The organism is Halomonas halocynthiae DSM 14573 (genome assembly GCF_000425725.1).
In the GTDB taxonomy this organism is placed as follows: Bacteria; Pseudomonadota; Gammaproteobacteria; order Pseudomonadales; family Halomonadaceae; genus Halomonas; species Halomonas halocynthiae.
This window is the reverse complement of the sequence record NZ_KE384439.1, coordinates 376,449-401,813: the sequence shown is the minus strand read 5'-3', so window position 1 is coordinate 401,813 and position 25,365 is coordinate 376,449. Positions and strand designations below refer to the sequence as shown.

The 25,365-nt window shown below is 52.6% G+C and carries 25 protein-coding genes and 1 tRNA gene; 4 read left to right on the top strand and 22 right to left on the bottom strand.

What is annotated here, in order from left to right; all coding sequences use genetic code 11:
• Window positions 1-64 precede the first annotated feature (64 nt).
• On the bottom strand, window positions 65-763 hold the full coding sequence (locus H616_RS0107450; RefSeq protein ID WP_027966802.1) for a pseudouridine synthase: 699 nt from the start codon (window positions 761-763) through the stop codon (window positions 65-67).
• The gene (locus tag H616_RS0107445; protein ID WP_027966801.1) at window positions 763-1,590 is read right to left on the bottom strand and encodes an amidohydrolase; all 828 of its coding nucleotides are present in this window, start codon (window positions 1,588-1,590) and stop codon (window positions 763-765) included. Before H616_RS0107445 ends, H616_RS0107450 begins: the two co-directional genes overlap by 1 nt.
• 329 nt (window positions 1,591-1,919) lie before the next feature.
• On the opposite strand from H616_RS0107445, the gene ppnN reads away from it, so the two are divergent.
• Window positions 1,920-3,281: a nucleotide 5'-monophosphate nucleosidase PpnN gene (ppnN, locus tag H616_RS0107440; protein WP_027966800.1), complete on the top strand. Its 1,362-nt coding sequence runs from the start codon at window positions 1,920-1,922 to the stop codon at window positions 3,279-3,281.
• 47 nt (window positions 3,282-3,328) lie between these two features.
• Here the strand turns inward: ppnN and H616_RS0107435 are convergent, their stop codons facing one another.
• Together H616_RS0107435 and H616_RS0107430 are read right to left on the bottom strand one after the other, a co-directional pair.
• Entirely contained in the window at window positions 3,329-3,709 is a 381-nt protein-coding gene (locus tag H616_RS0107435) for a hypothetical protein (RefSeq protein ID WP_027966799.1), read from the bottom strand.
• Entirely contained in the window at window positions 3,706-4,170 is a 465-nt protein-coding gene (locus tag H616_RS0107430) for a flavodoxin (RefSeq protein WP_027966798.1), read from the bottom strand. The genes H616_RS0107435 and H616_RS0107430 overlap by 4 nt, the downstream gene beginning before the upstream one ends.
• Window positions 4,171-4,358: 188 nt before the next feature.
• Here H616_RS0107430 and H616_RS0107425 point away from each other — a divergent pair, with 188 nt between their 5' ends.
• Window positions 4,359-4,565: a DUF2788 domain-containing protein gene (locus tag H616_RS0107425; protein WP_027966797.1), complete on the top strand. Its 207-nt coding sequence runs from the start codon at window positions 4,359-4,361 to the stop codon at window positions 4,563-4,565.
• 83 nt (window positions 4,566-4,648) lie between these two features.
• On the opposite strand, the gene ihfA is transcribed toward H616_RS0107425, so the two are convergent.
• From ihfA to H616_RS0107380, 9 genes are all read right to left on the bottom strand, one after another.
• Window positions 4,649-4,951 (bottom strand): integration host factor subunit alpha, encoded by a 303-nt coding sequence (gene ihfA, locus H616_RS0107420; RefSeq protein WP_027966796.1) that lies wholly within the window; start codon window positions 4,949-4,951, stop codon window positions 4,649-4,651.
• A gap of 44 nt (window positions 4,952-4,995) precedes the next feature.
• Window positions 4,996-7,377: a phenylalanine--tRNA ligase subunit beta gene (gene pheT / locus H616_RS0107415; protein ID WP_027966795.1), complete on the bottom strand. Its 2,382-nt coding sequence runs from the start codon at window positions 7,375-7,377 to the stop codon at window positions 4,996-4,998.
• A 47-nt stretch (window positions 7,378-7,424) separates the two neighbouring features.
• A complete protein-coding gene (gene pheS, locus H616_RS0107410; protein WP_027966794.1) occupies window positions 7,425-8,444 on the bottom strand; it encodes a phenylalanine--tRNA ligase subunit alpha in 1,020 nt (339 codons plus the stop codon).
• A gap of 246 nt (window positions 8,445-8,690) precedes the next feature.
• Window positions 8,691-9,050 (bottom strand): 50S ribosomal protein L20, encoded by a 360-nt coding sequence (gene rplT, locus H616_RS0107405; protein WP_027966793.1) that lies wholly within the window; start codon window positions 9,048-9,050, stop codon window positions 8,691-8,693.
• A 36-nt stretch (window positions 9,051-9,086) separates the two neighbouring features.
• Complete coding sequence (gene rpmI / locus H616_RS0107400; protein WP_027966792.1) at window positions 9,087-9,281, bottom strand: 50S ribosomal protein L35; 195 nt, start codon at window positions 9,279-9,281, stop codon at window positions 9,087-9,089.
• A gap of 88 nt (window positions 9,282-9,369) precedes the next feature.
• Window positions 9,370-9,909, bottom strand: a complete 540-nt coding sequence (gene infC, locus H616_RS0107395) for a translation initiation factor IF-3 (protein ID WP_276195416.1) — start codon at window positions 9,907-9,909, stop codon at window positions 9,370-9,372.
• 32 nt (window positions 9,910-9,941) lie between these two features.
• The gene (gene thrS / locus H616_RS0107390; RefSeq protein WP_027966790.1) at window positions 9,942-11,840 is read right to left on the bottom strand and encodes a threonine--tRNA ligase; all 1,899 of its coding nucleotides are present in this window, start codon (window positions 11,838-11,840) and stop codon (window positions 9,942-9,944) included.
• A gap of 256 nt (window positions 11,841-12,096) precedes the next feature.
• A complete protein-coding gene (locus H616_RS0107385) occupies window positions 12,097-12,912 on the bottom strand; it encodes an OmpA family protein (protein ID WP_027966789.1) in 816 nt (271 codons plus the stop codon).
• A gap of 284 nt (window positions 12,913-13,196) precedes the next feature.
• A complete protein-coding gene (locus H616_RS0107380) occupies window positions 13,197-13,658 on the bottom strand; it encodes a DUF2489 domain-containing protein (RefSeq protein WP_027966788.1) in 462 nt (153 codons plus the stop codon).
• 170 nt (window positions 13,659-13,828) lie between these two features.
• Between H616_RS0107380 and H616_RS0107375 the strand changes: the two genes are divergently transcribed.
• Window positions 13,829-15,283 (top strand): SLC13 family permease, encoded by a 1,455-nt coding sequence (locus H616_RS0107375; protein WP_027966787.1) that lies wholly within the window; start codon window positions 13,829-13,831, stop codon window positions 15,281-15,283.
• 96 nt (window positions 15,284-15,379) lie between these two features.
• On the opposite strand, the gene H616_RS0107370 is transcribed toward H616_RS0107375, so the two are convergent.
• Complete coding sequence (locus tag H616_RS0107370) at window positions 15,380-16,108, bottom strand: LrgB family protein (RefSeq protein WP_027966786.1); 729 nt, start codon at window positions 16,106-16,108, stop codon at window positions 15,380-15,382.
• A complete protein-coding gene (locus H616_RS14445) occupies window positions 16,105-16,494 on the bottom strand; it encodes a CidA/LrgA family protein (protein WP_051234069.1) in 390 nt (129 codons plus the stop codon). The genes H616_RS0107370 and H616_RS14445 overlap by 4 nt, the downstream gene beginning before the upstream one ends.
• 163 nt (window positions 16,495-16,657) lie before the next feature.
• Here H616_RS14445 and H616_RS0107360 point away from each other — a divergent pair.
• Window positions 16,658-16,734: transfer RNA gene (locus H616_RS0107360), tRNA-Pro, on the top strand.
• A 190-nt stretch (window positions 16,735-16,924) separates the two neighbouring features.
• On the opposite strand, the gene H616_RS0107355 is transcribed toward H616_RS0107360, so the two are convergent.
• From H616_RS0107355 to H616_RS0107325, 7 genes are all read right to left on the bottom strand, one after another.
• The gene (locus tag H616_RS0107355; RefSeq protein WP_240470546.1) at window positions 16,925-17,443 is read right to left on the bottom strand and encodes a PEGA domain-containing protein; all 519 of its coding nucleotides are present in this window, start codon (window positions 17,441-17,443) and stop codon (window positions 16,925-16,927) included.
• Between the two features lie 181 nt (window positions 17,444-17,624).
• Complete coding sequence (cydX, locus tag H616_RS15395) at window positions 17,625-17,765, bottom strand: cytochrome bd-I oxidase subunit CydX (protein ID WP_084155771.1); 141 nt, start codon at window positions 17,763-17,765, stop codon at window positions 17,625-17,627.
• Between the two features lie 11 nt (window positions 17,766-17,776).
• Entirely contained in the window at window positions 17,777-18,934 is a 1,158-nt protein-coding gene (gene cydB / locus H616_RS0107345) for a cytochrome d ubiquinol oxidase subunit II (RefSeq protein WP_027966784.1), read from the bottom strand.
• A gap of 5 nt (window positions 18,935-18,939) precedes the next feature.
• On the bottom strand, window positions 18,940-20,547 hold the full coding sequence (locus tag H616_RS0107340; protein WP_027966783.1) for a cytochrome ubiquinol oxidase subunit I: 1,608 nt from the start codon (window positions 20,545-20,547) through the stop codon (window positions 18,940-18,942).
• Between the two features lie 226 nt (window positions 20,548-20,773).
• On the bottom strand, window positions 20,774-22,399 hold the full coding sequence (locus H616_RS0107335; RefSeq protein WP_027966782.1) for an amino acid ABC transporter ATP-binding/permease protein: 1,626 nt from the start codon (window positions 22,397-22,399) through the stop codon (window positions 20,774-20,776).
• Window positions 22,399-24,090, bottom strand: a complete 1,692-nt coding sequence (locus tag H616_RS0107330) for an ABC transporter ATP-binding protein/permease (protein WP_027966781.1) — start codon at window positions 24,088-24,090, stop codon at window positions 22,399-22,401. Before H616_RS0107330 ends, H616_RS0107335 begins: the two co-directional genes overlap by 1 nt.
• Window positions 24,091-24,328: 238 nt before the next feature.
• Window positions 24,329-25,312: a calcium/sodium antiporter gene (locus tag H616_RS0107325; RefSeq protein ID WP_027966780.1), complete on the bottom strand. Its 984-nt coding sequence runs from the start codon at window positions 25,310-25,312 to the stop codon at window positions 24,329-24,331.
• Between the last annotated feature and the right edge of the window lie 53 nt (window positions 25,313-25,365).

Sequence of the window (25,365 nt, the reverse complement as noted above, 5' to 3'; positions counted from 1 at the left end):
CTGAGATCTACTTTTGAACGCCAACGCGCGTATCAACCCATTAATTCGAATACCCAGAGTATAATCAAAAGCTAGCAACTTCCTGCTCAGTCAGCTCACGCCAGCGACCTTCTGCTAGCTCGCCTAACGCCAACGGACCAATCGAGGCGCGATGCAGCGTCTCCACATGATTGCCAATAGCAGCAAACATGCGCCTCACTTGATGATAGCGGCCCTCAACAAGCGTGAGCCTGGCATGGTGCTCATCTATCAGCTCAAGAGTTGCCGGTCGTGTGGGCTCTTCATCGCTTTCAAGTTCAACACCAAGGGCAAAGGCGTCAATGGCAGCCTGGGCGTCATCACCAGCTAACGGGCGCGCCAGCGTCGCCAAATACACTTTGGGGTGAGCTTTTTTAGGTGAAGTCACTCGGTGCAGCCACTGACCATCATCTGTCATAAGAATCAGCCCTGATGTTTCTACATCCAACCGACCTACAGGGTTTAATCGTTCCGCCAACGGCAAGTCAATCAGATCAACCGTGCGCGGATACAGCGCACGTCTTGCCGTACACTCAACGCCCACTGGCTTGTGAAGCATCACATAACGCAAGCCAACTAAGGATAAGGGTTGCCCATTCAGCGTGACCTGATCATCAGCCTGCAGGTGTCGAGCCGCTCGCTTTTCTGGCTTGCCATTGACCCATACGTCTTCACGCATAATCGCGCGCTTAGCTAGGCTGCGCGTCAGCTCAGTGGTTTCACTGACAAAACGATCCAAACGCATTACTCAATTCCCTGTTCATTAGAAGGCTCATGCAGCGAAAACGTGTCGGCATCTTGCCAGGCCGGAAATTTTTCGCGAAACGCATTGATCTCATCGAGGTCCAGTACACCGGTACGCATATAGGGTTGGTCACGCGGTGCATCAATCAACGGCTCACCCTTCATATTGACCAGCATCGAGTCGCCCGAATATTCCATACCATTAACATCCACACCGACTCGATTAACGCCAATCACTGGGCACAGGTTCTCTACGGCTCGCGCCTGTAACAACACACGCCAAGGGTGACGGCGTGCCGCCGGCCAGTTCGCTACACACAGCATGGCATCGTATTCAAAGTGCTCACCCTCAACAGGGCGCTGGCGTAGCCACACGGGAAAGCGCAGGTCATAGCATACGGTCAATAAAATACGAAACCCGTTGAGCGTCACCACCACTCGCGGCAACCCCATAGCATAACGTGTATGTTCACCCGCCATACGAAACAGATGGCGCTTATCATAATACGTCAGGCTACCGTCAGGTCGCGCCCAAATTAGCCGATTGTAATAACGCTCGTCTTCCACCACCGCCACACTACCCGTCATCACACAACCACGCTGCTGTGCTTGCTCAAGCAGCCAAGCCACTGTTGCACTCTCTGCCATGGGTTCGGCCATGGCGCGGGAGTTCATGGTAAACCCTGTAGCAAACATTTCAGGTAGCACAACCAGGTCGGTTTCATCACTACTCAGATCACCCAGCATTTTTTCCAGCAGCCCTCTGTTTTCTGCCGGATTTTCCCAACGCTGATCAGCCTGCACTAGTGTTGTTCTGAGTTGTGGCATTCTCACACTCCTTAATCAATCTACTTGGGCTGCCCCATGCGTGGACTGTACCATTTTTGAGCCATCAAATGAGGCTGCTTGTCTAGCCACAATATGATCGACATGCGTCTTAAACCTCGCACTTATTTAACAGTTTTTTCAAAGGACTGGCCCGCTACCGGAAGGTGGCAGCCAAGAGTGACCGTTCTTCAGAGCAGTAAAAGGTCAAAACTCGTTTGTAAACAGCAGCGACGCTGTGACTCTGCTGGTGGCATGGTAGCATCGGGATACCTACCGACCAGCCTCCCTGCCTGTTCGGTTAATCAGACCCATTGATACGGAATCACTGAATGGCCAACACGCTCTCCACCACAATTTCCCCCGAAGGCAGTCTTGAGATTCTTTCCAAGCATGAGGTCAACCGCTTACATGATACCTCGCGTAGCGGCCTGCATGCTGTGCTACGTAGCTGTGCACTGGCAGTACTGAGCTCAAGCAAACCTAGTGATAGCGGCCTAGCACTACTTGAGGCGTACCCAGACTTTGATATTGAAGTGCATCAACAAGACCGCGGCGTGCGCCTGACGCTAACCAATGCACCTGCAGAAGCCTTTGTCGACGGCCAGATGATCCGCGGCATTCGTGAGCACTTATCCTCCGTGCTGCGCGATATTGTCTATGTCTATAACGAGATCCAAGGTCACGATCGCTTCAACCTAAAAACGCAAGAAGGCACCACCAACGCCGTATTCCATATATTACGCAAGGCAGGAACACTGCAAGCGAATCGCGACCCAAGCCTTGTCGTTTGCTGGGGTGGCCACTCCATTAGCCGGGAAGAGTACGACTACTCTAAAGCCATTGGTTATCAGTTCGGGCTACGAGAACTGGATATCTGCACAGGCTGTGGCCCAGGTGCCATGAAGGGCCCCATGAAAGGAGCCAATGTCGCTCACGCAAAACAGCGCCGTAGTAATGGCCGCTACCTAGGTGTATCAGAACCAGGCATCATCGCCGCTGAGGCACCAAACCCAATTGTCAATGAACTGGTAGTAATGCCAGATATTGAAAAACGCTTAGAAGCCTTCGTACGTCTTGGCCATGCCATTATCGTCTTCCCTGGCGGTGTTGGCACAGCAGAAGAAATCCTTTATTTACTGGGCATTCTTATGCACCCAGACAACGCCGACATGGAGTTGCCGGTAATATTTACCGGGTTGCGCGAATCAGCGGAATACTTTCAGCGTATCGATGAATTTCTGGTCTACAGCCTAGGCGAGGAAGTCCGCCAACACTACCACATCATCATCGATGATCCCGTTGAGGTTGCACGGTTTGTTCGCAGCGGTGTGGACCGCGTTATGGCCTACCGTATCTCTCGCAAGGACGCTTTCTATTACAACTGGCGGCTGACCATTGCGCGCGATTTTCAAGAGCCGTTTGATCCAACTCACGAAACTATGGGCGCACTCGCCTTGCACCGTAACCAGCCGGCCCATGAGCTGGCCGCTAATCTACGACGGGCCTTTTCAGGCATTGTGGCCGGTAACGTCAAGGAGCGTGGTATACGCTTAATTGAAGCCCACGGCCCCTTTCCACTGCATGCTGAGCCAGATCTTATGCAGCGGCTAGATGCACTGCTGACGTCATTTGTCGCACAAGGCCGAATGAAGCTTGAAGGCGACTACACACCTTGCTATACCCTAGTCTGATACAGACTCGCCCCAGCAAACGGCTTTTTCAATCCGCCACTGACACATCAGTCAGGCTGGGGCATCCACCACACCCACAGCGCAAAACCTATCAGCCCAGTGCCGGTGCCGTAGGCAAGCCACAGCTCCCAGCCTATCCAGCCACCACTAAACCAATACATCAGGCCAATGGCCGCGATACCGCCAACAAAACAGCCAAGTAGCCGCTTAACCAACATTGGCACGCGCTTGCGAGACACTATCGACAGCTGACGCCACTGAAAAGCTCCCGCAATAGCCACAGCCACCGCAAAAGCCACAGCCAATATCAAACGCGTCTCATACCCTCCCACCATAAAGCGCGGCACATTACACAGAATGACCAGGACCAGTCCTGTCATCAGGCTGGTACGCTCGGCAGACGCCGATAGCTGCTGACTGAGGCTCATGCTACGCTCAACTGCTGGTCAACAATCCAGCTCTCCACCCAAGGAATTGCTACGTCATCTGCCATGAAAGTTTCCATTGCATCAATTTCCAGCCGCTCGCCCAGGCGTTGAGCACCAAACCCTTGCAATAACTCATCTAGTGCGCGACCCGCCCCACAAAACGAATCAACATAAGAGCTATCACCCAGCGCAATCAATCCATAACGTAAACCAACAAGCGATGGGCTCATCTTTTGCAGATCATGCAGCATCGCAGTTAGGTTACCGGGAAAGTCTCCAGAGCCCGTCGTCGAAGTACAGAACAACGCCAGCTCAGTCGGCGTGTCCAACAAATCAGCCAGCGTCGGCTGATCAAAAACCACGACGTCATAACCGGCGTTTTCAAACAATGGCTGCACCTGTTCAGCAACATCCAGTGCGCCACCATACATAGTACCAACAAATATTTTCACTAAGGACATGTCGCAAGTTTACCTAAGTATTTCAATCAATTATTAATACGTTTCATCGGCTGTAACAGCGCGGATACGGGAAAACATGAGTCGTCATTATGATGGAATGCGACAGAAAGCAATGTCTCGCGTGCTAATAACCTAGTACAATAGTCAGGCATTATACATCCCCACCTAACACATAACACGGAGGCATTATGGTACAGACCTTCGAAGCCTGGATCACACCGATCATGATTGGCGGTCTGATCCTTTTCATGTGCTTCATTATCTGGGATCTAGCAAAGAAATCCAAAGCCGGACGATTTGGCACCATCATGTTATTTGTTGTACTCGGAGCCGGTATGCTGGGCTATGTACTCAAAGTAGTTATTACCTGGCTACTGGAAGCCCAGGTCATTTGAACGAGACAAGCACCTCTCTTTCAATAAGATGCCGATGCTGCTATCAAGCAACATCGGCATCTTGAGCCCCCATTCACAAACCGTCAATCAGACACAGTGCCTTGACTCTCGACCAAGCGTTTTAATTTCTGGCCGGGGCGGAATGTCACGACTCGACGCGCCGAGATTGGAATTTCTTCACCTGTTTTCGGGTTGCGGCCAGGCCGCTCGCTTTTGTCACGCAAGTCAAAGTTGCCAAAGCCCGATAGCTTAACCTGCTCGTTTTCGCGTAACGCAGCACGGATTTCTTCAAAAAAGAACTCCACCATGCTTTTCGCCTCTCGCTTACTCAGGCCAAGCTCTTCATACAGATGTTCGGCCAACTCGGCCTTGGTCAAGGCACCCATATCGCATTCCTCGCGCTGATGGTTTATTCCTCGCCGACGGGCGGCTACGCTCGCAGGCTGGCTCCTAGCTCCTGCCGAGATTTTTCAACAATAGTATCAACTAGCGGGTTGATCTCTTCGTCATTCAGCGTGCGTGAAGGATGCTGCCAGGTCAAGCCTAGCGCAACACTTTTATAGCCCTCAGCAACACCTTTGCCTTGGTAGACGTCAAAAAGGTGCGCCTGTGCAAGCCATTCGCCACCACCTTCTCTCGCCAGATCCAGTAGCGCTTGAACAGAACAGGACGTCTCGACCAAAAAGGCTAGGTCGCGACGCACTTCAGGAAAGCGCGACAAGGGATTAAACGCTGGCACTTGCCCAGCCATGAGCTTATCAAGCTGCACTTCGAACAATACAGCATCGCTCTTTAAGCCAAGCTCAGCACGCACCGCGGGGTGCAATGTGCCAATCCAGCCAGCTTCCTCACCATGATAAAGCAAGCGTGCGCACTGGCCTGGGTGTAGTGCCGAATGCTCCGCGGCTTCAAAGCGCCATGCGTCAAGGCTGCCACCCATCGCCAATAGACTTTCCAAGTCACCCTTTACATCAAAAAAATCGACCGGCGAATTAACACTGCTCCAGCCTTCAGCTTCGCAAGAACCACATGCCAAACCACCGAACATCGATACCTGATCCAACGCGTCTAGTGTTCCTTGGAATACCAAGCCTGTTTCAAACAAGCGAACGCGTGCTTGCTGACGGTTCAGGTTATGCTGCAGTGCTCGTATCAACCCTGGAAACAAGCTGGCACGCATCACAGACAAGTCACTGGAAATGGGGTTCGCCAAGACCGGTGACAACACATCTGGAAGCAACGTGCTCTGCAGCTCTGGGGCAACAAAACTGTAAGTTACCGCCTCAAAGTAGCCTCGCGCAGCCATTTGTCGACGCAGTAAGCCAACCGGCGTAATCGCCTCATCATCGCGCTTGAAGCTCAGGCTTGCCTGAGGGCGATTCGAGGGCAGCTGGTTATACCCATGAATACGTGCAATTTCTTCGATCAAATCTTCTTCGATAGCAACATCAAAACGCCAGCTCGGCACACTCACATGCCAACCCGCCGCCTCACTTTCGACAGCCATACCAAGGCGTTCTAAAATTTCGACTACCTCACCACTATTAATCACCTTACTCAGAGCTTGATCCAAACGTGCACGACGCAACATTATGCGTTGCTCATCAAGTGGCTGGGCGATTTCTCCTGCCTCAACCAACGGGCCTGGCTGGCCGCCGGTAATCTCGACCAGCAACGCGGTAGCACGCTCGGCTGCCAAGCGAGGTAGCCCAGGATCGACACCGCGCTCAAAGCGGTGCGAAGCATCAGTATGCAAACCATGCTGGCGAGCTTGGCTCGCAATAGGCAGTGGCGAGAAATGAGCCGCCTCCAGAAACACATCACAGGTAGACGTGTTAACGCCTGAAGACTCTCCCCCCATAACGCCAGCAATAGCCAGAGGGCTCTGTTCATCGGCAATCACTAGTGTGGACTCGTCCAGCGAAAGCTCTTGCCCATCCAGCAGTATCAATCGCTCACCGGAGCGGGCTCGCCGCACGACCACTGCGCCATTAAGATTCGCTAGATCGAATGCGTGTAACGGCTGACCCAACTCCAGCATGACATAATTAGTCACGTCCACCACGGGATCAATAGAACGAATACCGCTGCGACGCAGACGCTCAACCATCCACAACGGTGTTTCTGCGGTAACGTCGACCCCTTTGATCACACGACCAACGTAACAAGGACAGCTTTCGCTATCTTCAACGCGAACATCAAAGCTTTCTGAGTGCGTCGCCTCCACGGCCTCAATAACGGGTGCCACTACCGTTTGGCGGTTTAAGACCCCAACCTCCCGAGCCAGGCCTTTCAGGCTGAGACAATCTCCACGATTTGGCGTTAGATCGAGCTCGAGCGTATGGTCGTCGAGCTTCATCCAGTCACGAAAGTCTTCGCCTAACGGGGCCGTCTCTGACAAGACAAGAATGCCCTCGGACGTGTCCTCCTCAAGCCCCAACTCTGACGCAGAGCAGATCATTCCGCGAGATTCCGCTCCGCGCAATTTGGCCTTCTTAATCTTGAAATCACCAGGCAACACGGCACCAACGCGAGCAAAGGCAATTGTTTGCCCCGCTGCCACGTTAGGCGCTCCACACACCACCTGAACTGGCTCACCGCTTCCGTCATCCACTTGGCACAGACGCAGTTTATCTGCGTCAGGGTGAGGAACACACGCCAACACCTTAGCTACCACGACCCCGCTAAACGCCGCAGCCACAGGCTCAATACCGTCAATCTCAAGGCCAGCCATGGTCACTTGGTCGGCCAATGCTTGAGTACTCAAGGCGGGAGATACCCACTCACGCAACCACTGCTCAGAAACTTTCATGACAACTCCTGTCTGTGCTTATTCGCTGTACTTAACCTGGCAAACGATCAGGCGAACTGGCGCAGAAAGCGCAGGTCGTTGTCGAAGAACAGCCGCAAGTCATTAACGCCATAGCGCAGCATCGCCAGGCGTTCAGCCCCCATACCAAAGGCAAAACCGGTATAGCGCTCAGTATCGATACCAACATGATTAAACACGGCAGGATGCACCATGCCGCAACCAAGCACTTCAATCCAGCCAGTATGCGAACAGACTCGGCAACCTTCGCCAGCACACATCACACACTGAATATCTACTTCTGCCGACGGCTCGGTAAAGGGAAAGTATGATGGCCGAAAACGTACAGAGAGGTCATCGCGCTCAAAAAAGGCCTGCAGAAAATCCTCAACGGTTCCCTTGAGGTCAGCAAAGCTGACGTTCTCATCGACCAGCAACCCTTCTACCTGATGAAACATCGGCGTATGGGTCAGATCAGAATCGCTACGGTAAACCCGCCCTGGGCAGACAATACGGATCGGTGGTGACTGTGTTTCCATGGTGCGCACTTGCACGGGCGACGTATGGGTACGCAACAGCCGAGACGCATCGAAGTAAAACGTATCCGCCATGCCGCGAGCCGGGTGGTGAGCCGGAATATTGAGCGCTTCGAAATTGTGGTAGTCATCTTCAATTTCGGGGCCCGTTGCTACGTCAAAACCAATCCGTGTAAACAACGCTTCGATACGTTCCAACGTGCGCATTACCGGATGCAAGCCACCATCTAACTGATGGCGGCCAGGCAAGGTCACATCAATACGCTCTGCAGCCAGCCGCTGAGCCAGCGCAGCTGTTTCAAGAGACGTCTTGCGCGCCTCAATCAACTGAAAAAGCTGTTGTTTTGCCTGGTTAATCTGCTCACCAGCAGCAGGGCGTTCTTCTGCCGACAAACGGCCAAGCCCTTTGAGCAACGCTGTAATCTCGCCCTTCTTACCGAGATAGTGCACGCGAACATGATCGAGAGCCGCGATATCTTCGGCGGCGTCAATGGCTTGACGCGCCTTACTGACCAGGGTGGGAAGATGCTCCATCCGTTGATGCTCCGAATTCAGAATAATGGGCTGGCAATGCACCGCCTCATGCAAAAAGTGCGGCACCATGCAACCAGGCAAAAAGGTAACCAAAAACAATGACAACAGGCACTCAGCCTTTCTGCCAACCTAAGTCAGAAAATGCCTATAGTCGAAAAAAAACAGGGGAAGAGCGGCTGCTCTTCCCCTGCTGCGATCGTTATCTGTGTCAGCATCTCGTGCAGACACACATACGCTCACCTTGACTTACTGGGCAGCAGCAGCCTTAGCTTTCTCGACAATCGCGGCAAAAGCCGCTTTCTCGTGAACAGCCAGGTCCGCCAGTACCTTACGGTCAATCTCGATACCTGCCTTCTTCAGACCACCAACAAAGCGGCTGTAAGACATGCCGTGCTGACGCGCACCTGCGTTGATACGCTGGATCCACAGGGCACGGAACTGACGCTTACGCTGGCGACGGTCACGATAGGCATACTGACCTGCCTTGATAACCGCCTGCTTAGCAACGCGAAATACGCGTGAACGGGCACCGTAGTAACCCTTGGCTTGCTTAAGGATCTTCTTGTGACGACGACGAGCGACGACACCGCGCTTGACTCGAGTCATAGCTTAACTCCTGACAAAAAAGTGTGTTCCAAGGGGTTACAGATACGGAAGCATCCGTTCAATGAGCTGCTTGTCTGCATCATGTATCTGTTTCATACCACGCAGCTGACGCTTCCGCTTGGTCGACTTTTTTGTCAGGATGTGACTGCGAAATGACTGCTTATGCTTAAAGCCATTCCCCGTCTTCTTGAAGCGCTTGCCTGCGCCACTGTTACTCTTGATTTTCGGCATGAGATGAACTCCGCTCGAGGTTATTGAGAAAACCCAAGGCCAGTGACTGGCACCGCTGTGCCAGCCACTCGTTAACAACGCCGTCGGATCACTTCTTCTTTGGGGCAATAATCATGATCATCTGCCGACCTTCCATTTTCGGGAAGGATTCCACGGTACCAATCTCTTCAAGATCAGCGGCGATACGCTCCATCAGCTTACGACCGAGGTCCTGATGAGCCATTTCACGCCCGCGAAAACGCAGTGTCACTTTGCCCTTATCGCCACCTTCAAGGAAACGTATCAGGTTTTTCATTTTAACCTGATAGTCACCCTCGTCGGTGCCAGGTCGGAATTTGACTTCCTTGACCTGAATTTGCTTCTGCTTTTTCTTCTGTACCGCCTTCTGCTTTTTCTGCTCAAAGACGAACTTGCCATAATCCATTATCTTACAGACGATTGGATCGGCATTAGAAATCTGTACGAGGTCCATATCCTCAGCTTCAGCACGCTCCAGGGCGTCAGTTGTATCGACAACCCCCAGCTGTTCACCGTCACTGCCAATCAGGCGTACCTGATCCTCGATAATGCGCTCGTTCATTGGGGGCCGCTTATCTTGCGTACGACCTCTCGGATTGCTTCTCTTGATGGTTCCGTCTCCAATTCAGTTGGACGATGTCGTTACTTGCACTCGGCCTGAATGCGCTCAATAAAATCATCGATCGACATAGTGCCGAGGTCTTCACCAGTACGCGTACGCACAGCGACTGAGTCAGCTTCGACTTCCTTATCTCCCACCACCAGGAGATAAGGGACCTTTTGCAAGGTGTGCTCGCGGATCTTAAAGCCGATCTTCTCGTTTCTCAAGTCTGCTTTAGCTCTAAAGCCAAGTTTTTGCATCCGCGACTCAATTGCGAGCGAATATTCACGCTGAGCGTCAGTGATGTTAAGTATGACAGCTTGCTGAGGGGCCAGCCATAACGGCATAGCACCGGCATAGTGCTCAATCAAAATCCCCAAGAAACGCTCGAAGGACCCCAGAATAGCACGATGCAACATAACTGGCGTCTTGCGGGCACCGTCTTCATCGACAAATTGCGCATCAAGACGTCCAGGCAGGTTGAAATCCAGCTGCAGCGTACCGCACTGCCACACTCGATTCAGGCAGTCACGCAGTGAAAACTCGATTTTCGGTCCATAAAATGCCCCCTCACCCGGCTGTAGCTCCCACGCATGTCCTGTGGTGTTCAATGCAGCCTCAAGGCCCGCTTCAGCACGATCCCACACGTCAGGCTCGCCGAGAAAATCATCTGGCCGAGTCGAAAGCTTAAGCTCAACATCGTCAAAGCCCAACTCTTTGTACACTTTCAACGTCAACGCAATAAAGTCTTCAGCCTCAGGCTGAATCTGCTTTTCAGTGCAGAAAATATGCGCATCATCTTGGGTAAAACCGCGTACACGCATCAAACCATGCAGTGAGCCAGAAGGCTCATTACGGTGGCAACTTCCAAACTCTGCTAAGCGCAAAGGCAAGTCACGATAGCTGCGTAACCCTTGATTAAACACCTGAACATGGCAGGGGCAATTCATCGGTTTAACAGCATACTCTCGCTTCTCAGACTCGGTAGTGAACATCAGCTCACTATAATGCTCCCAGTGCCCCGAAGCCTTCCATAGCGACAAATCAACAACCTGAGGCGTCTTGATTTCCTGATAGCCATTTTCGATCTGTATACGGCGCATATATTGCTCAAGCGCCTGATACATAGTCCAGCCATTAGGATGCCAAAACACCATTCCTGGTGCTTCTTCCTGCAGGTGGAAGAGATCCATACGGCGCGCCAATTTACGATGGTCACGCTTTTCGGCTTCTTCAAGACGCTTGAGATACCCCTTAAGCTGCTTTTTGTCAGCCCAAGCCGTACCGTAAATTCGAGTTAACATGGCATTATTAGCATCGCCGCGCCAATAAGCGCCAGCCATTTTAGTTAACTTGAATGCCTTCAGATGTCGCGTATTAGGAACATGAGGACCGCGACACATGTCCGTGTATTCCTGATGATGGTAAAGGCGAATTGTCTCCCCTTCAGGAATTTCTCGCACAATTTCCTGCTTATAGGGCTCTTCACGATGTAAAAAAGTCAGCATTGCTTTATCGCGATCAACATATTCACGCGTCACATCGTAGCCACTATCAATCAGCGCTTTCATGCGCGCTTCTATGGCTTCCAAATCATCAGGTGTAACAGAGCGCCCAAACTCAATATCATAATAAAAGCCATCGGTAATAACCGGACCAATAGCCATCTTAGCATCAGGGTATAGCTGCTTGACCGCATGACCAATAAGGTGAGCACAAGAATGGCGGATAATTTCCACCCCTTCTTCATCACGTGCAGTAATGATTGCCACCTTGGCATCACGCTCAATAATATCAGCGGCATCCACTAACACCCCATCGATGCGACCGGCGACGCAGGCTTTTGCCAAGCCTGGGCCAATACTTTCAGCCAGATGCATAATGGAAATCGGGTTATCAAACTCTCTTTGGCTGCCGTCAGGCAGTGTCACGATGGGCATGTAAAAATTATTCCTTGTACGCAGTGGTGATCCATACCAGGGATCACATGTCGTCGTTGGGGGTCGCCTTAGATGACTTACATAACGCCATAGGCGATAAAAGATCCGTGGTCATTCTACCAGAAAAGCGACTATTAACGCTATTGTCGCCACACAAGATAAATAGAAAAACAGAAAGGCGCCCGTAGGCGCCTTTTTTGGTGCAAGCTTTGTGCTTATCGCCTCGCATCAGCGAAACAAAAAGACACAGGAAATCTTATTTCCACTCGCCCATTTCTACGCGACGGTTCAGAGCGCGACCTTCTTTTGTCTGATTAGACGCGATGGGGTTTTCTGCACCGAAGCCCATGGTGGTCATGCGCTGGCCAGAAACACCCTGAGACGCCAAGAAGGCAGCAACAGAGTCAGCACGTGCTTTTGATAAGCGCTTGTTGTAAGCCGCGTTACCAACAGAGTCAGTGTACCCTTCGATGCGAACACGAACGCCTTGGTTAGCACGCAGTTTCTCAGCCACGCTCAGCAAGATTTGCTGGGCTTCTGGCGTCAGACGATCGGAGTCAAACTCAAAGTTGACGTCACGCAGAACCATGTTGTCTACACAGCCCAGAGCGTTAACCGTGGCGCCTGCAGGGGTTCCGGGGCACTGGTCCTGATAGTCTGGCACGCCATCACCGTCAGAATCCAACGGGCAACCCACAGCATCAACGGCAACGCCCGCCGGAGTTCCGGGGCACTCATCGATGTTGTCAGTAACGCCATCACCATCGGTGTCTTTGTACTCAGGCGCAGGAACGGCTTTCTTCGGCTCGGCACACAGCAGCGCACCTATAGCGGCACCGGCAGTTGCACCCACCGCACCGCCGCGCTCTTCATCGCTTGATGAGCTGGTTGCATAGCCAATACCACCACCGATCAAACCACCAGCAACACCACAAACGGCGGGATGCTGGTACCAAGACCGCGCAGAAGAAGAGCTGTCAGCAGCTGAGGACTGAGAGGCCGAGCTGGCACAGCCGGTAAGGCCTACTGCCAGAGCAGAACCGATCAACAGGCCTGTTGTAGATTTCTTCATGTAAGACTCCTTCTTAACATAACTCTGGCATGGGCAAATTCGTAGATGCCATCCAGTGAAACAGTATATTCGAGCATTCAGCGCAGGCACCTGGAACGAACACCACACACCCACTGTTAAAAACACTCGAACACCAGATAAGCTGATAACACCGCAAAATGATTCAGGCTACTCAGCATTCCTAATCTTCCGCAGCATCGTACCAAGCTTGCCGAATTCTAACAAATGATGCAATAAAACATGGAACTTTTACAACGTTTTAAGGTATTCGCCCTAGCTGCCTTTTACGGCCGCCTTTTTTTAGCGACAAAATCCAACGCTGCCTTAGCCGAAGCGAGCACAGGTTCGCGCATCTCACCCTCCACTTCCAGCCGCTCTTGGTCTTCCTTTCGCCGCTGAGCTGCTGTTAATGCCATACGCGCAGAGTGGCTGTGCAAGTGCTGAGTTCGCGCATGAACAATTGCAAATGCCTTGAATTCTGGCTCATCAACCAATCCTGACTCGATGATATCAAACAGTGTTCGACAGCGCCAGGCAGCCTCTGTAATACCCACTTGGTCCTGAAGTAGAGCTGAGGCCACCAGCTCTAGGTTCTCCAAGCTATTCTGTACTGCCCTTCTGTCTTCGTCGTAACGAAACGCTTTACGCTTTCCAACTTCTCGCCACAGAAGGAACGCATACCCAGCCAAACCTGCGGTTACCAGCAAGGCGACACCCAGAAGAATCATCGCTAAACTATTTGACATAACAATACCTATTCTAAAAATTTACAGATATTTTATACTGCCGCCGCCAGGCGCCCAAACACCCCCAGCAAGTCACTGCACAGGGGCATTCTCTTTGTGTTGTGCAGGGGCAACCACCTGTCATATCCATTAGCAGCTCTACGCAATTATTTACCTGAATGGGAGAACTCATGTCTCACTCTCGAGAACCGCAGACAGCTGCTCCGGCATCAACGGCAGCGCGCATCGGACTCTGGCTTGGCCCAGCATTCCTACTCATGACTCTTGTAATCCCTCCTCCTGGGAGCATGCCCGAAACAGCTTGGTACTGCGTTGGCTTGGCTCTACTAATGGCCACTTGGTGGTCTACCGAGGCCATTCCCATCCCCGTCACATCACTTCTGCCAATGGCGGCAGCACCTGCACTGGCGATCAGCGATATCAAAAGCGTCGCCTCCAACTATGCACACCCCATCATCTACCTGTTTCTCGGTGGTTTTTTGCTAGGTATTGGGATGCAGCGCTGGAACCTACACCGACGCATTGCTCTTATGGTATTACGAGTGGTAGGTCAGGAGCCACGTCGCCAAATTGCGGGATTCATGATAGCCACTGGCTTCCTTAGCATGTGGGTATCAAATACCGCCACAGCCATTATGATGCTACCCATTGGCATGTCAGTTATCAGCCTGATTGAAAATGGCGACCCTGAGGCCCGTCGGCGCTATGCCACCGCCCTATTACTCGCCATTGCTTACTCTGCCAGTATCGGAGGCGTAGCAACGTTGATTGGCACGCCCCCTAATGCCTTATTAGCCGCCTACCTGTCAGATAGTCGTGGCATCGATCTTGGCTTTGCCCAATGGATGCTGATCGGCGTACCAATCAGCATGGCCATGATGGTAGTGGCATGGTGGTGGTTAACACGTAAAGGGTTTGCCCTTGAGGCCGCCGAAGACAGCGCCACACTGATTCGCGATGAGCTGGCGAAGCTTGGCCGCATATCATCAGCAGAACGCCGCGTCGGAATGATTTTTTTACTCGCCGCCATCAGCTGGATAATACGTCCGCTACTTAATGACATGGGTATCGACTGGCTCTCCGACACTGGTATTGCCATCATAGCGGGCATCCTGCTATTTCTCACGCCCTCAGGAGACGGTAACGGCAACCGCCTACTTAGCTGGGGCGATACACACGACCTACCATGGGGCATCCTGCTGCTGTTTGGTGGCGGACTCGCCTTGGCCGGCGCCATCACCAAGTCAGGACTTGCCGAGTGGATCGCAGAACAACTTGGCATGCTTGCCGCCTTCCCGTTGCTGCTGATGATAGGCATGGTGGTACTAGTCATCATATTTCTCACCGAGGTGACATCTAACACCGCAACAGCCGCAGCCTTTCTTCCTTTGCTTGGCGCGCTTGCCTTGTCGCTGGGCATTTCACCGCTACTGATCGCCGTGCCGGCCGCTATTGCTGCCAGCTGCGCCTTTATGATGCCAGTCGCTACGCCACCCAACGCCATCGTATTTGCTACTGGGCAAATGAAAATTCAATCAATGATCCGCGCGGGCTTTGCCCTCAACCTGATGAGCACCGTACTGGTCACCCTAATGAGCTATGGCTTGATTTTGCTAGTCTGGTAAATTCAACATCATAAAGCCACAGTGTCACCACATGTGACGCTGTGGCTTAAAGCTCAGACCAAACACACACAGAAATACGCGCTCTGCGCGGACGCATCAAAGCCCTACCAGTTTAATAATCATGGGCAATAAGAACGCCGTTAATAGACCCGTCAACCCCATAGCCAGACCAGAGAATGCCCCGGCAATAGCACCAATCTGAGCAAAAGAATGTGCAGTACCGATACCATGAGCCGCCAGACCCAGCGTAAACCCTTTAACCGCAGGGTCCTTGATTTTAAAAATCTTGAACAATAGCGGCCCTACGACACATCCCACAGCACCAGTCAACAGCACAAGACCCGCTGCCAACGACGGGATGCCACCGACCTGTTCAGCAACGCCCATAGCAATTGGCGAAGTCACCGATCGCGGCGCCAATGACAGCACCGTCGCACGCTGCGCCCCCATCACCAGCGCCATACCGACGGTGGTTAATACCGCCGTAAAAATCCCAGCCAGACAGGCAAGCACCAGTGGAACAAGCATGCTGCGAACCCGCTCACGATGGTCGTATAACGGCACCGCCAACGCGACAGTGGCTGGCCCCAATAGAAAGTGAATAAACTGGGCACCCTCAAAATACGTGGCGTAGTCCATATCCACTAGCAACAAAAAAGCAATCAACATCGCAATACTTAATATCACTGGGTGCAGCACTGGCGTGCCACCTGCCAACTTATTGATCCGCACCGACAATAAAAATGCGAGCAAAGTCACCAATAGCGATAAGAGAGGATTGCCCGACAAATACACCCACAGCTGGTCCAGAGCAGCCACTTTCATTTATCACACTCTCCCAATTTATCAACCACGTCGTTGTTTTCGCCCTGGTTTTTCTGAAAATAAGACAACACCAGCGCCGTAACAACAACGGTCAACATCGTAGACACGACTAGCGTCACTGCAATAGCTAACCAGTCATCACCAATCAGCCGCCCATGAATAATCAACCCCACCCCAGCAGGAACAAACAGTAGCGTCAGGTACCCCAGCAGCCCTTCTGACGCCGTACGCAAACTATTTGGCACCCGCCCACGAACCAATAACCCGAGCAACAGAATCACCATGCCAAATACTGGCCCCGGTATCGGCGCAGAAAGTAACCGTGTCAGCAACTCACCCAGCATCTGGCAACCGAGTAATACGCTCATCCCCAGTATCAGTGGCATCACAACATCCTTAATAACAGTACTCAAAGCAACTCAGCGCCTATGACGCCCCAAGCAGTTGAAATAAAACCGCAAAGAAGGGTTTTATTTTCTCACTCAACGCGCTAGTATACGCCTCGTTATCGGGCAGTACGAACCCAAGGGTTCAGCACCGAAAGCATGTCGGAACGTGGCGCAGCTTGGTAGCGCGTTGCAATGGGGTTGCAAAGGTCGCAGGTTCGAATCCTGTCGTTCCGACCAAAATATTCATAAAAAGCCGCCGCTTACGGGTCATGCCGAGCGGCGGCTTTTTGTTTTGTGCTGAGTAAAACGCTGGGAAGCTATCGCCGACACGCTACCTTCAACTCATCCGGCTGCTGTTTCACTCCTCCTCAAACCTACCCTAAAAAAACAAAGCTCCGCGCTGAGGCGGTGCTTGCGCTAAAACAAGTTACATCTGGCCGATGTATTTCATTTTATTGCGCATTTCTGCAGGCACGTCTTCGATCAATACCAGTGTAATTTCGGAGCCGCCATCTTCTGTCGTGACTACTTTTTCTCCAAGTGTTGCATTAATAGAGTTCGGCGTAAGGTTATACATAGCACCAGTCAGCGGATCGACAATAAACCAACCAATCAGCCCACCAAAGACCAGGTTGCCGCCGATATACCAACCATTAGGCCTAGAGTTGATTATCACCGAGCGGTTGTCATAACCCTCTTTAGAAAGCTCGACTGTGTATGTCTTCCCACCAAAATAGCTGCCATCGGACTTACGCAATTGTACCGTGGTAGGTGTCGTTCCAGAATAGACTTCGTCCCGACGCTCATCGGTAATCATCACACTAGCATTACTTGGACTGCTACTGATTGTTACTGACTGCTCTCTTTCACCAACGATAGAGGCGCAACCAGTCATCACTGATAACGTAACGATAGCAGCAGTTAATTTCAGCATCTTTATTTTCACAACACTTCCTTAAGTTAATAGGCGAGGTTTTATCGCTATAGGCTCCGTGACGTTTAGCCACAATAGTAAACAGGCCGACAAAATGTGCATTCCACATCCTGACGACCTGTCTGCGTTACGGTTCGCAGCGCGAATTACCGCACCACTCTTTTTCTATCTCGTCACTCTCGCCATGCGGATATCAAAATGCGTCACGATCTGCACGCGTACTTTCCTCATCGCCTTCCAGTACGCGGTCGTGCTGAATTTCAAGCCACATGGCGTTAACAACGGCAAACACTGCTGCCAAGGGAAGACCCAACATCCAAGCGAAATACCACATGTTCTACCTCCTTAATAGCTGTGACCATCAGTGACATCGGTTTCCGTCACCTTGCCCCACAACACCTTGTACACCCAAGCGGTATAAACCAGGATCAGCGGCAAGAAAATGGCAGTTGCAAACAACATGACAAACAGCGTCAGGTGAGACGATGAGCTGTCCCACACGGTCAACGATGAGTCAGGGCTAATAGACGACGGCATAAAGAATGGGAACATCAACATACCAACTGAAGAAATGGCACCCAAAATGCCTAGCTTAGACCACAACAGCGTAGAGCCCTCACGACCAGCACGCAGACCGATCACGGTCATAATCATGCCGATCAACCCAAGCACTGGGCCTGCTACCGCCCAAGGGCGCTCAGAATAGCTGTCCAGCCAGCTAGCGGTACGCGCTACTTCAGTCAGTAACGGGTTAGACGGGCCATTAGGCTCAGGTGCATTAACCAGCTGATACCCTTCAATACCGAACATCAGCCAAAGGCCAGCAAGCACAAAGCCAACGATTGTCACTAGACCTGTCACGCTACCGATAGCACGCGCACGCGATGCCACTGCTCCTTCCGCCTTAAACGATAGCCAGGCAGCACCGTGCGTGATCAGCATCATCAGCGACACAACGCCAGCCAGTAGCGCAAAAGGCCGTAGCAAACCGACCAGCTTACCCAGCATGGTGCCATGGTAGAGTGTGAACAAGTCAGGCGTTAACTCAAAGGGTACGCCTAACAACACATTGCCCACGGCAACACCAAATAACAGTGCTGGCAAGGCGCCACCCACAAACAGCGCCCAATCCCAGGAGGTTCGCCAAACAACTGAGTCACGCTTGGAGCGATACTTAAACGCTACCGGACGCAGGATTAGCGCCGCCAATACCAGGAACATTGCAAGGTAAAACCCAGAGAAGCTAGCCGCATACAACGGCGGCCAAGCGGCAAAGATGGCACCGCCCCCCAGGATGAACCACACCTGATTCCCTTCCCATACTGGGCCAATGGTATTGATAACAACACGGCGCTCGATATCCGTCTTGCCAACAAAGGGCAACAGCGCCCCAACCCCCATATCAAATCCATCGGTCATCGCAAAGGCGATCAGCAGGATGCCTAACAGCAACCACCAGATGACACGCAGGACGTCGTAACCAATGAGTTCATGTAAAATCATAGCCGTTACTCCGCAGACGCAAGGTGACTGTTATCGTCCGGACGACTCAGACGGCGCTTATGCTGCTCCATCCAAACGTCAGTTTCTTTAACATCTTCAACTGGCCCCTGACGGATGTACTTCAACATCAGCCCCATCTCTACGATAAATAGCACGGTGTAGAAGAGCATAAAGCCCGCCAGCGTAAAGAGCACATCACCAATTGATAAGTGGCTGACGGATAGCGCAGTTGGTAACACGCCATCGACTGTCCATGGCTGACGGCCATATTCCGCAACAAACCACCCCAGCTCAGCCGCAATCCAGGGAGCTGGAATAATGATGACCGCCAAACGCAACGCCCAACGCGGATAATCACGACCACGAAAGCTGGTACGCCAGAAAAAGTAAGCCATCATGATGATAAAACCAAAGCCCAGTCCAACCATGATGCGGAACGCCCAAAACAGCGGAAATACTTCAGGTAACGTATCATCTGTCGCCTGAGCAATCTGCGCTTCTGTCGCCTCACGCGGATCATCTACATAACGCTTCAACAAATAGGCATACCCTAAGTTACCCCCGTGCTCCTCAAACGTGTCACGTACTTCAGGACTGCTTTCTCCCCGATCCTCGCGAATTGTCATCAGTGCATCATAAGCAACGATACCCGAGCGAATACGTTGCTCAGACTCTTGCAGCAGCTCTTTGATGCCTTCTATCGGCGTATCCAGCGAGCGGGTGCCTATCAGCCCCATAACATAAGGGATATGAATGGCGTATTTCGTTTCACGGGCTTCTCGATCAGGAACCCCTAACAGGGTGAACGATGCCGGTGCCTCTTCGGTCTCCCACATGGCCTCCATGGCGGCCATCTTCATTTTCTGGTCGTGTGTGGTCAAGTAACCAGACTCATCACCCAACACCACAACTGACAACGCAGCAGCCAAACCAAACGAGCAAGCAACAGCTATCGAGCGACGCGCCAGGTCGACATGACGACCCTTCAGGAGATACCAGGCTGAAACGCCCAACACAAATACAGACGCCGTTACATAACCAGCAGACACCGTATGCACAAACTTAGCCTGAGCCACTGGGTTGAACATCACCTCAAACCAGCTAGTCATCTCCATGCGCATCGTTTCAGGGTTAAACGCAGCTCCCACAGGGTTTTGCATCCAACCGTTAGCAATCAAGATCCACAGCGCAGAAAAGTTGGAACCAATAGCCACCAACCAGGTCACAACCAAGTGTCCAATTCGACTTAACTTGTCCCAACCAAAGAAGAACAGCCCAACAAATGTCGCCTCAAGGAAAAAAGCCATCAGCCCTTCAATTGCCAGCGGGGCCCCGAAAATATCTCCAACATAGTGACTGTAATACGACCAGTTCATACCAAACTGGAATTCCATGGTAATACCGGTAGCAACACCAATGGCAAAGTTAATGCCAAACAGCGTGCCCCAGAACTTGGTCATTTGACGCCAAATGACTCGGCGCGTCATAACATAGACGGTTTCCATAATCGCAACAATCACTGACAGACCCAACGTCAGTGGTACGAAAAGGAAGTGATACATCGCCGTCAGCGCAAACTGCAGTCGCGACAGCTCAACGATATCGAGATCCATGTCTCGGCTCTCCCTTGTTCCGGTCTACCCACCGTAACGCCTTGATGAGCAGAAAACAGTTGGCGGACAGGCTTGGGCCAATCCACTTGTCCCTCTCGAGACTCAGAGTGCGAGGATTAAAGGCCCTTGCTTACCTTTGAATGACTTCGACATACCGAATACTGATGGTCACGAAGCCGACACGACTTTATTGTTTTTTTAATTCATTTTTAGGACAAGCTTATCGTCACAAAGACAGCCTCACTTGTCTATCAAATACAGCGTGATCAGCACTGCGGTGTAAGGTCGCAAGTATTGCAACATCAGGAAGATAACGACGTATTCCAACAAGAACTTGATCAGCGGTTTGCGCGTCTAATCCTTCAATTGGTTCATCCAGCAACAACAGTTCGGGACGATTCAGAATACCTCGCGCTAGACATAACCGCTGAGACTGACCACCCGAAAGACCGCTTCCCCCTTCTCCTAGCTGCGCATCAAGCCCACCACGTTCAGCAATCACCTGTTGCAACGCCACCGCCGTCAGCGCCTTCCACAACAGTTCATCACTGGCGTTTCTGGCAAGGCACAGGTTGTCACGAATACTCCCAGCAATTAGCGTACTGCGCTGCGGTACCACTGCAACCAACTTTCGCAGCGCAGGTTCCGCCCAGTCACAAGGGGGCACGCCTTTAATCGTAAGGCTTGCGCTGCCATCTGGTTGTATCGGGCACGCTTCCAACCCGGCAATCTGCATTAACAAGGTACTTTTTCCACTACCGCTAGCACCAGTCAAGGCGACAGTATCACCAGGGTTAAGCGTTAGCGTGAGCTGACCCGTATTTACCACAAGCAACGGTGCAGACGGGTCTGTGTTGACCGGATTAAGCGTCTTGGCGATAGATGACTGCAAGCTTTCATTAATGCGCTGCGCGGCACTACTCATCCGGCCAACCTCGGCTACACCGCGCTTAAGCGGCAGAATTGTCTCGGCCAGCGCCAGCGCGACAAATATCCCCATGCCACCAACAGCTGGGCTAACAACACCCTGCGCCACCAAATAACCGCCGACGATCAGCGCCAGCCCTGCCACGACAGAAACCAGAAAAGCAATGCTCGCCTGAGCCGAACGTTCTGCACGGTCCAGTTTACGAGCCGCCTGGCGCGACTGACTATCCATATTGAGCAGACCAGCTTCACGCTGTCCCAGAACACCTCCCAGAATAACGGCCTGACGATCTCGCAGCATATCAATAGCGGCTCGGCGAAGTGCTTGCGCGTTGGCCTCCACATTTACGGAAGGAACCATACTTTGCTGAGCCAGCCACCAGAAAATCAGCCCCGATAAGGGCAAATATCCGGCTAGCAGCGCCCAGGCCATCCACCAGTCGGTCAACCACCCCATCATCATGAACACGACAACCTGCGTGATAAGCGCCGCTAAAGCCGGCAACAGCAGTCTCAACACAACACCATCCAGCGCATCGACATCTGACACAATACGCGTCAATGTTGCTTCGCTACGCAGACGAGCCAGCGCTCTGCTATGCAACGATGATTGGCGTCTCAGCAAGGTGACACGCAGCGCCGCCAAGGCACGCAAAGTCGCGTCATGGGTCAACAGGCGCTCACCATAACGCGACACTGTTCTTCCCAACGCCAGAAAGCGCACGCCTGCCGACGGTCGAAACACATCAAATGCAATACCAACGCCTGTGATGCCCGCAATTCCCGTGGCGGTAATAAACCAACCTGACAGCCCAAGTAACCCCGCGCCCATTAATAGAACGACGATGGCCAATAGCGCCCCACGCGCCATACTCCAGGGCGAGGCCGATATCAGCAAGCGAACAATCGGTAGTAATGATTTCATCACAACGCCTCTTCTTGCTCTGGGCTCACTGGGGCTATCTCCACCACGAATTCCATGGCCTCAACCAAAGCAGGGTCATGGGTGGCAACAAGTAGACTGTGCCCATCATCAGTTAAACGACGCAGCGCACGTATTACCTGTGCCGCCGTTACTGGATCAAGATCTGCGGTAGGCTCATCTGCAAGAATCAGTTCACGGCCACTAAGAACGGCACGAGCAATCATTAGCCGCCGCGCCTCACCGCCAGAGACGCCACCACCACTCTGGCCCAGCCGCGAATCCAGGCCATCGGGCAACCGCTCAACCAAAGAACGCGCCTCAGCTAAGGTAAGCGCCGGCCAGGGGTCAGCCCCATGGCCTTCTGGGTCCAGCCATTCGCGCAAGGTATGGTCTGAAAAGTGAGGGGTCTGGGGAATCAGGCTGATGCGTCGTCGCCAAGCATCTGCGGAGGTGTCGTCTAGCGCGCCACCACAAACAAAGACTTGCCCATGCGCAACAGGTACTAGCCCAGCAATTGCCGCCAGTGCGGTGGTCTTTCCTGCCCCGCTGGGGCCAGTAATAGCTAACGACTGCCCAGCACGAAGAATGAAGTCCGGCAGAGCCACCTGACGGCCTGGTAACGCAGCGACCGCCCCGTGAAGTGACACGCTCAACTCACCGGGTAGTGGCGCAACCATTTCTGCAGAGCCGACAAAGCGCACTCGCTCGGCGCTATCCAGTTCTTCGAGTTCGGCAACCACAGCCAACCCATCGGCGCGATCATGCCAAGCGGCGGCAAGGTCGCGAAATGGTTGAAAGAACTCTGGGGCAATCAGCAGGACAAACAGCCCTTCCCCGAGCGTCAGTGGCACGCTCCAACTACCAAAGGTGATTTCACCCAGCAGCGAGAAGCCAATAAACACCGCCAACATGGCGACGCCAAGGGCACTAAACAGCTCAAGCACGGTGGAGGAAAGAAAAGCGACGCGCAACACCGCCATGGTTCGAGTTCGCAGCGCCTCTGCGCGCTCAGCAAAACTGTCAGCGGCACGTTCAGTGGCGCCCAACAGGCGAATATCTAGCATCGCAGACAGACGCTCCATGAGCATACTGTTCATGGTGCTAATTTCATTCATCTGCTTACGCGAGGCGTCTTCGGCGGCCATACCAACCAGCGCCATAAAGACGGGAATCAGCGGCCCCGCCACCAATAGCACCAACCCAGCAGCCCATGACACATAAAAGGTTAATCCAAGCAGCACCAGTGGCAGCACAGACACCCGCGTCATCGCAACGTAATAACGCGTGACCCACGGCTGAAGCAAAGGCAGTTTCTGTACCAGCAGAGCGGCAATTTCAGCTGAGCTAGTACTAGCCCGAGCACGCGCCTCGCGTGTGATCAACAACTCGCGTTCACGCTGAATAGTTTGATCAGCAGCCCCAAACAGATAAGCACCAGCTCGACGGTCCAACATGGCACGTATCAGCCCACCGAAAACAAACAGCCCAGCCGCCCACAAGGTACGGTCCATCTCGCCCATCACCCAGCCAGAAATTGCCCAAGCCACCAGTGCTGCCTGGGCAGGCCAAATTAGACCCGCGAGCAACGACAGCACACTAGCACGACGCAGCTGAGGTGATATTGGTGCGATAATGCGTTGTTGAGCGCTGCGTTTAGAAGGCTTGGCTTTTTCGTATGAGGAACTGCCCATCAGCTGACCTTTTCAAGAGCCCACCCTAGCCATACCCGCCTGACTTACCTGAGTGGTCTAACGTTTGCAGGGTAACCAATTGATGCAAGTCTGCATGATCCTATAGCGATCAGCAAAAGCTGTTTTCATATCGCGACACTATGCCACTATGTCATTACACCACGATGGCTCTAGCCCTCTTACTTAATACCGGCAAGCGCGATTCAACAGCCAAGCACGCCACAACGACTGACTGGCGTCATGCGTTAACGGCGGAAATCACTAGGTAGACCATCAGCGCGGTATAGGCACAATACATCCCTAGTAATACTGCGCCCTCCAGTCGGTTGATACGCCCTGGACGCCCCTTACGCCACGCAATGGTGAATAACCCCAGCAACACAGTCATCGCGGTCATTACCCCCCAGTCACGCAGCAGCACATCTGGCCCAACCTCTATTGGTGAAATAACCGCAGCCAACCCTACTACGCCCAAGGTATTGAACAGGTTGGAGCCCACCACATTACCTAGCACCATGTCGTGCTCTTTACGACGCAAGGCGCTGATTGATGATGCAAGCTCTGGTAATGACGTGCCGATGGCAACCACTGTGAGCCCGATAATCAGGTCACTAACGCCAAAGCCTTCGGCAATTTCAACCGCACCCCACACGAGCACTCGCGAGCTCGCTATCAGCAACACCAAACCAGCCAAGGTCCATATCAAGCCTGCACGCAGACTCATAACATGCTCTACCACCACATCTTTTTCGATGTCCTGGGAATCTCTGCCATTTTTCAAACCAATAGCGATACTCAGACCAATGAAAGCAGCTAACCCCAACAGAAGTAGCGCACCCTCAAGTCGCGTAAACGCTCCTCCCATCATAAATAGCGCCGATACCAGCGTCGCCAAACCAAGCAGCGGCAGCTCACGCCTAATAACACTGGAGTTGACCGTCAGCGGAGACACCACGGCAACAAGGCCCAAAATCAGTCCGATATTGGCAATATTCGAACCATAGGCATTACCCAGCGCTAGCCCTGGGTTACCATCGCTTGCCGCGATGGCTGATACGACGAGTTCTGGCGCAGAGGTGCCAAAACCAATCACCAGCAAACCGATCAGTAGACTAGGCACCCCCAGGCGAGCTGATGTCGCGGCCGCACCGTCCACAAAACGGTCAGCACTCCATACCAGTAAAATCAGCCCAGCCACTACCGCCGCTAGCGCAAGTAACATTTATTATCTCCTGAAAAGGGAACTAAAGGCCGCAAATCCTTGACTATGGTAGC